At 61.7% G+C, this 6,728-nt stretch carries 4 protein-coding genes; 2 read left to right on the top strand and 2 right to left on the bottom strand.

Annotated features, from left to right (window positions below):
- Window positions 1–45: 45 nt before the first annotated feature.
- Together FEM54_RS20860 and FEM54_RS20855 are read right to left on the bottom strand one after the other, a co-directional pair.
- Entirely contained in the window at window positions 46–831 is a 786-nt protein-coding gene (locus FEM54_RS20860; RefSeq protein WP_138452771.1) for a tetratricopeptide repeat protein, read from the bottom strand.
- Between the two features lie 2 nt (window positions 832–833).
- Window positions 834–1,514: a Fe2+-dependent dioxygenase gene (locus FEM54_RS20855; RefSeq protein ID WP_017138298.1), complete on the bottom strand. Its 681-nt coding sequence runs from the start codon at window positions 1,512–1,514 to the stop codon at window positions 834–836.
- A gap of 206 nt (window positions 1,515–1,720) precedes the next feature.
- Here FEM54_RS20855 and FEM54_RS20850 point away from each other — a divergent pair, with 206 nt between their 5' ends.
- Window positions 1,721–4,006, top strand: a complete 2,286-nt coding sequence (locus FEM54_RS20850; protein ID WP_138452769.1) for a TonB-dependent receptor — start codon at window positions 1,721–1,723, stop codon at window positions 4,004–4,006.
- Between the two features lie 136 nt (window positions 4,007–4,142).
- Window positions 4,143–6,668: a PepSY domain-containing protein gene (locus tag FEM54_RS20845; protein WP_138452767.1), complete on the top strand. Its 2,526-nt coding sequence runs from the start codon at window positions 4,143–4,145 to the stop codon at window positions 6,666–6,668.
- The last annotated feature ends 60 nt before the right edge of the window (window positions 6,669–6,728 follow it).

The raw sequence follows: 6,728 nt of genomic DNA, 5'->3' as shown, positions 1-6,728 counted from the left end.
TGCGAAACCTATCATTAAATCTGAATCAGCTTCAATCATAGTGATTTAGAGCGGTGCAGCAACTGCTAACCCATGCCGCTCATCGTTTAATTGAGCCACTCGCTGCTCGAAATCTTTAGCCAAAGACCGGATTTCCGGCTGCGCTGCATTTAACAGCGCCTTGTGCGCCGTGCGCAAAAACTTGAGGTTCCCTCCAGCCAGTGCTTGGCGCAGCCAACCCAGCGCCTCCTCGATCTGGCCCCTATCAGCCAGCACCGCCGCATAGCTGAACTGCCCGCGAAAATCCCCGCCTTCGGCTGAACGGCGATACCATGCTACGGCCGCATCCAGATCCTGAGGGCAATACTGGCCGTCTTCCAGATAACGCCCCAGCAGGTTCATCGACTTGGCATGGCCCTGCTCTGCGGCCAGCCGGTAGAACGCCAACGCTTGCGCTCGGTCTTGCGCAACACCGCGGCCGGTCGCCAGCAAGTTGGCGTAGTTGTACTGCCCCCAATCCAATCCAGCTTCTGCCGCCAGACGATAATTGCGCGCAGCCGCTGCTTCATCGACGGCGCAACCCCAACCATGCTCCAGGCAACGCCCGGTCATATTGCGCGCCATCCAATGCCCGCCATGGGCCGCGATCTGGAACCAGCGCAGTGCCAGCGCTTCATCGCGTGCAATGCCGCGCCCTTCCAGCAGGATTTGCCCGAGCAACGCTTGAGCGTCGACCACGCCTTCCTTCGCCGCCACGAGGATCGCCTGCGCAGCGCGCACCGGGGAGTCGTCGAGCATGCTTTGCAGTTGCTCGACATTGAGCACTTCTTCACGGCGCAATAAAAAGCCCATGCTTACACCTCAACCCAGCGGCGCAGCAGGTTGTGGTAGGTGCCGGTGAGCTGGATCAGCGCCGGGTGGTCGGGTACGTCCGTGGTCAGTTGCTGGATAGCGCCGTCCATTTCGAACAGCAACGTGCGCTGGCTGTCTTCGCGCACCAGGCTTTGGGTCCAAAAAAATGAGGCGTAGCGCGTGCCACGGGTCACGGCGTTGACTTTGTGCAGGCTGGAGCCGGGGTACAGCACCATATCGCCCGCCGGCAGTTTTACCCGTTGCAGGCCAAAAGTGTCCTGAATCTCCAGTTCGCCGCCGTCGTATTCCTCCGGGTCGCTGAAGAATAGCGTGGACGACAGATCCGTGCGCACCCGCTCGTGGCTGCCGCGCGCCTGGCGCACGGCATTGTCGATGTGAAAATCGAAACTGCCACCGGCCGTGTAGCAGTTGAGCAACGGCGGGAAGACTTTGTGCGGTAGTGCCGCCGACATAAACAGCGGGTTGTTCCACAAACGCTCCAGCATCGCCGCGCCGATTTCCTTGGCCAGCGGGTGGCCTTCGGGCAATTGCAGGTTGTGCTTGGCCTTGGCGGATTGGTGCCCGGCGGTGATTTTACCGTCGGCCCACTCAGTGTTTTCCAGGGCTTGGCGAATGCGCAGCACCTCCTCGCGAGAGAACAGGCCGGGAATATGCAGCAACATGGGGCAATACCTGAAAACAGAGAGGCGCTAATGGTATTGATTCTTATCTGCCCTGTAAAACGCGGCGGACGAATGAGTGGGTAAAAACCGTAAGGCAAAAGTGTAAAGAATGTAAATTCAGTGCGAATAGTAATGTATCGCAATTGATAGAAAGTCTTGTTGACCCTATATTCCGCGGCCTCACCTCCTTGGGGAAAGGACTCGATATGTCGCGCACTACGCTAAAAACACCTGCCAGTTCACCGCGCATGCTGGCTTCGGCCATCGGCGTTGCACTCAGTGCCAGCTCTGCCGCCCAACTGGCGCAAGCGGCCGAAAGCACCGAACAAAAAGGCGAGCGCAACAGCATCTCCCTCGGCGCCACCAGCATTACCGGCCAGGAACAGGACAACACCTCCTACCAGGTCGAAAAAGCCTCGTCGCAAAAGTACACCGCGCCACTGGTGGACACCCCGCGCTCGGTCACCGTGGTGCCGCAGCAAGTGTTGAAAGACACCGCTGCCACCTCGCTGCAGGATGCGCTGCGCACCGTACCGGGCATCACCTTTGGCGCCGGCGAAGGCGGCAACCCCCAGGGCGACCGCCCGTTCATCCGTGGTTTTGACGCCCAGGGCGACACCTACCTGGATGGCGTGCGCGACACCGGCGGCCAGAGCCGCGAGATCTTCGACATCGAGTCGATCGAAGTCAGCAAAGGCCCCAATTCCTCGTTCGGCGGCCGTGGCTCGGCCGGCGGCAGCATCAACCTGGTGAGCAAGACGCCACAGGCGCGTGACTTCACCAACGGCGGTTTCACTTACGGCTCCGACCAGACCCGCCGCTACGTACTCGACGTGAACCGTCAGTTCCTCGACAACGCCGCGTTCCGTTTGAACCTGATGAGCCACGAGCAGAATGTGGCCGGCCGCGACACCATCAACTACGACCGCTGGGGGGTGGCACCGTCGCTGACTTTCGGCCTGGGCACACCGACCCGCGTCAACTTCAGCTACTACCACATGGAAAGCGACGACCTGCCGGACTCGGGCATTCCGTATGGCTACAGCTCGCCGACCGCCACTGCCCACGGGCATGACAAACCCACCGACGGCGGCGACAGCAACAACTTCTACGGTTTGAAAGACCGCGATTTCCGCAAGACCCGCGCCGACATCAGCACGTTCTCCATCGAGCACGACCTGAACGACAACATGACGCTGAAAAACACCCTGCGCCATGGCAGCACAGGCCAGGATTACGTACTCACTCAGCCGGACGACAGCCAGCGCAACGTCAGCCGTTTCGGCACGGTGTGGCGCCGCGCCAACACCCGTGTGTCGACCACCGACACCACCACCAACCAGACCGATCTGTTCGGCAACTTCCAACTGGCGGGCATGAAACACTCGTACTCGACCGGCCTGGAATTCACCGGTGAAGAAACCCGCGTCAGCAGCTACACCGTCAGCCCGAACAGCAACCCGACCTGCACCGTGGCCAAAGGCAGCCTGGGCGGCCAGTGCACCTCGTTGAGCAACCCGACACCGGATGACGCCTGGACCGGCAGCGTGGCACGCAACTACATGGGCACCAACACCAAGGCCACCAGCCGCGCCGCCTATGTGTTCGACACCATCGAGCTGGACCCGAAATGGCTGCTGAACGTCGGTTTGCGTTACGACACCTTTGATACACAAGCCAATACCAACGCCGTAGCCGGCCGCAGCAAGCTCAAGGACGACAGCCAATTCTTCAACTGGCAGGCGGGTCTGGTCTGGAAGCCGCTGGAAAACGGCAGCATCTACACCTCCTATGCCACCTCGGCGCAGCCGGTCGGCGGGCTGGTGGGTGAAGGGCAAGAAACCAATGGTTTCGTCACCGGCATCAACACCAGCGACCTGAAACCCGAAGAGACCGTCAACTACGAGTTGGGCACCAAGTGGGACCTGTTCCACAACCGCCTGTCGTTGACGGCAGCAGTGTTCCGTACCGAGAAGAAAAACACGCGAATCCTGGTGGACTCCAACACCTTCGAAAACGGCGGCGAATCCCGTGTCGATGGCCTGGAACTGTCGGCCAGCGGCAAGCTCACCGATCAATGGCAGGTGTTTGCCGGCTACAGCTACCTGAAAAGCGAACTGGTCGACCCAGGCAAGATCGGCAACCGTCAAAACGTAGTGTCGGCCGGCTCCAACAAAGGCAACCAAATGCCCAACACGCCGAAGAACACCTTCAGCCTGTGGACCACTTACGACATCACGCCAAAACTGACCATCGGCGGCGGCGCGTTCTACGTCGATCAGGTGTACGGCGACCCTGCCAACACCGTGTACGTGCCGGCTTACACCCGCTACGACGCGATGGCCAGCTACAAGCTGACCAAGAACGTCGACCTGCAATTGAACGTGCAAAACCTGACCGACAAGACCTACTACGACAAAGCCTACGCGGCGCACTTTGCCAACCAGGCCGCCGGGCGTACGGCGCTGTTGACCACCAGTTTCCACTTCTAAACCCGGTCAACGTTCAGCCAAAAGCCCCACGCATCGGATGCGTGGGGCTTTTGCGTGTAAAACAGAATTTTTCTCGTTAACCCACGGCATAATGCGCGCCGTGACAACGACATCCAGATGAGCGAGGCGGTCCGACGTGTTGAAAAAAACCCTGTTCCAATTGCACTGGTTCTTCGGCATCACTGCCGGGCTGGTGCTGGCGTTGATGGGGATAACCGGGGCTGCGGTCTCGTTTCAGGATGAAATCCTGCGGGCGCTCAACCCCACAGTCTTGAAGGTCGAAAAACGCGAAGCCGGTGTGCTGCCGCCTGCCGAACTGGTGCGCAAGCTTGAGGCCACCGAAGGCAAGACCGTATCGATGCTGTGGGTGGAAAGCGACAGCGGCAACGCCGCGCGTGTGTTCTTCACCGCCCCGCCGGGCGAACGGCGTGGCCAGATGCGCTACTTCGACCCCTACACCGGCGACTACATGGGCGACGCCGTCGGCCAGGATGTGCTCGGCTTTATCTTGCAGCTGCACCGCTTCCTCGCCATGGGCGAAACCGGGCGTAACATCACCGGCGCCTGCAGCCTCATCCTGGTGTTCTTCTGCCTCTCGGGCCTGTACCTGCGCTGGCCGCGCCAAGTGGCAAGCTGGCGCGCCTGGCTGACGCTGGACTGGCGCAAGAAAGGCCGCAGCTTCAACTGGGACCTGCACTCGGTGTTCGGCACCTGGTGCCTGCTGTTCTATCTGTTCTCGGCGCTCACCGGCCTGTATTGGTCCTACGACTGGTACAGCCAGGGCCTGAACAAACTGCTGTCCGACGCGCCGCAAAACGAGCGCCTGCGCAAACGCGGCCCGCCGCCCGAAGGCCCGGCGCCGATGGCCAACTACGACGCCATATGGAGCAGCATCTACGCCAACGCCGGCCCCGGTTTGATCGCCTACAACATTCGCATGCCGGCCGTCGCCGGGCAGCCAGCCATTGTGTATTACCTGCTCAACTCATCGCCCCACGACCGCGCGCTGAACCAGATCAACCTGGACCCGTCCTCCGGCGAGGTCAAAACCCACGCCCCATACGCCAGCAAGACGCTCAAGTCCCAATTGCTCACTAGCATTTATGCGTTGCACACCGGCAGCTACTTCGGTTGGACCGGGCGCATCCTCCTCACCCTCAGTTCGCTGATGATGCCGTTGTTCTTTATCACCGGCTGGCTGCTGTACCTGGACCGTCGCCGCAAAAAGCGCCAGGTGCGCGACGCCCGCAACGGCCTCGGCGCCAACCACAGCGATGCGCCGGCCTGGCTGATCGGCTTTGCCAGCCAGAGCGGTTTTGCCGAGCAGTTGGCCTGGCAAACCGCCGGGCAATTGCAGGCCGCCGGCTTGCCGGTGAAAGTGCAGCCGCTGGGCAGCGTCAGCCAGCACGACCTGAGCCAATCGCAGCATGCGCTGTTCGTGGTCAGCACCTTCGGCGACGGCGAAGCCCCAGACAGCGCCCGGGGGTTTGAGCGCAGCGTGCTCGGCCAGGATCTGTCGCTCAAAGGCTTGAACTACTCGGTGCTGGCCCTCGGTGATCGCCAGTATGAACACTTCTGCGGTTTTGCCCGGCGCCTGCACTTCTGGCTGACCCACCAGGGCGGCACGCCGTTATTCGCGCCGGTGGAAGTCGACAGCGGCGACAGCGAAGTGCTGCTGATGTGGCAACAACAACTGGGCCAAATCACCGGCCAAGCACCGGCAGCGGCCTGGCAGGCGCCTCAGTTTGAAATCTGGACCCTCACCCATCGCACCCTGCTTAACCGCGACAGCGTTGGCTCAGACATCTACCTGCTGGGCCTCACGCCGCCTGCGCCGCAAAGCTGGCTGGCCGGTGACCTGGTGGAAGTGCTGCCGCGCAATTGCCCGTGGGCCATCGAGCATTTCCTCGCAGGCCTGGGCCTGGTCGGCAGCGATGGTGTGTTGATCGACGGCCTGGCGCAAACCCTCAACCAGGCTTTGGCCACCCGCCAACTGCCGGACAACCGCGCGCATCTGGTGGGCCTGCACGCACAAGCGCTGGTCAACGCGCTGGTGCCCTTGGGCATGCGCGAATACTCCATCGCCTCGATCGCCAGCGACGGCGTGCTGGAGCTGATCGTACGCCAGGAGCGCCACCCCGACGGCAGCCTGGGCCTGGGCTCGGGCTGGCTGACCGAATACGCAGCCATCGGCTCCGGCGTCAGCCTGCGTCTGCGCCGCAACAGTGGCTTCCACTTGCCCGAAGCGCCGGTGCCGCTGATACTGCTGGGCAACGGCACCGGCCTGGCCGGCCTGCGCAGTTTGCTTAAAGCGCGCATCGCCGATGGCCAGCAGCGCAACTGGCTGTTGTTCGGCGAACGCAATATTGCCCACGACTACCTGTGCCAGGACGAGCTGCAAGGCTGGCTGGCCAGCGGTGACCTGGCCCTGCTGGACCTGGCGTTTTCCCGCGACCAGGCAGAGAAAATCTACGTACAGGACCGCCTGCGCGAATCGGCAGACGTATTGCGTAGATGGCTGGCCGAAGGCGCCGCGATTTATGTGTGCGGCAGCTTGCAGGGCATGGCCACGGGTGTGGATCAAGTGCTGCACGAGGTGCTGGGCAGCGAAGCGGTGGAGCGTTTGATTGAGCAGGGCCGCTATCGACGGGATGTGTACTAAGCCCTCATAAACACCGAGGAGCAACTGTGGGAGCTGGCTTGCCTGCGATGGCATCACCCT

It is taken from the genome of Pseudomonas edaphica, assembly GCF_005863185.1.
GTDB lineage: Bacteria > Pseudomonadota > Gammaproteobacteria > Pseudomonadales > Pseudomonadaceae > Aquipseudomonas > Aquipseudomonas edaphica.
This window is presented reverse-complemented; position numbering and strand designations above follow the sequence as displayed.